Source organism: Pseudomonas sp. Sample_24, assembly GCF_004307605.1.
In the GTDB taxonomy this organism is placed as follows: Bacteria; Pseudomonadota; Gammaproteobacteria; order Pseudomonadales; family Pseudomonadaceae; genus Aquipseudomonas.
Window position 1 is genome coordinate 1 of sequence record NZ_RCNW01000266.1, and the last position, 755, is coordinate 755.

General features: G+C 59.6%; 1 protein-coding gene. It reads right to left on the minus strand.

Annotation, left to right across the window (positions count from 1 at the left end):
• On the minus strand, nucleotides 1-695 hold a 695-nt coding region (locus D8V06_RS14725; protein ID WP_130931204.1), incomplete at its 3' end, for a LysR family transcriptional regulator.
• Nucleotides 696-755 lie beyond the last annotated feature (60 nt).

The window sequence follows — 755 nt, forward strand, 5'->3', positions numbered from 1 at the left end:
ACCATCATCTTGATGGTTTCCAGGTAGTTGGTGCTCATGGCGATGTTCGGCGTCAGGCCCTGGGCTTCGAACAGACGCTGGACGATGTGGTGGGTGAAGGTGTTTCCCCCGGGGAAAACCGCCGGGTGCCGGGCGATATCCGCCAGGTTGACTGCGCCATTGTTGAGCAGCGAATGCTCCGGGGCGACCACGAAGTCCAGCGGGTCATCCCACACCGGCGTGGCCTTGACCAGCCCATGGGGCTCCGGCGCCAGGGTGATGACCGCCAGTTCGGCACGGCCATGGAGGATTTCTTCGTAGGCCACTTCGGAATCGAGAAACTGAATATCCAATGCCACTGCGGGATAGCGCCGGGTGAACTCCCTTAATAAGGGAGGCAAACGGTGCAGGCCGATGTGGTGACTGGTGGCGAGGGTCAGACGACCGGTCACCTCGCCTGTGAGATTGGTCAGGGCGCGGCGCGTATCATCGAGGACATTCAATATCTGGTAAGCCCGCGGCAGCAGGGCGCGACCGGCCTCGGTCAACCCGACCTCGCGGCCCAGCCGGTCGAACAGGCGCACCTTCAGTTGTTGCTCGAGCCCGGCGATGCGCTTGCTGATCGCCGGTTGCGTCAGGTGCAGCCGTTCTCCCGCGCCGGAGAAGCTACCTGTCTCGGCAATGGCAATAAAGGCATTAAGGTTGGCCAGGTCCATGGTCACATTCCAGTTGGTTATCCAAAGCATAAAAAATATGAATTTGAGTTATTTAATGTA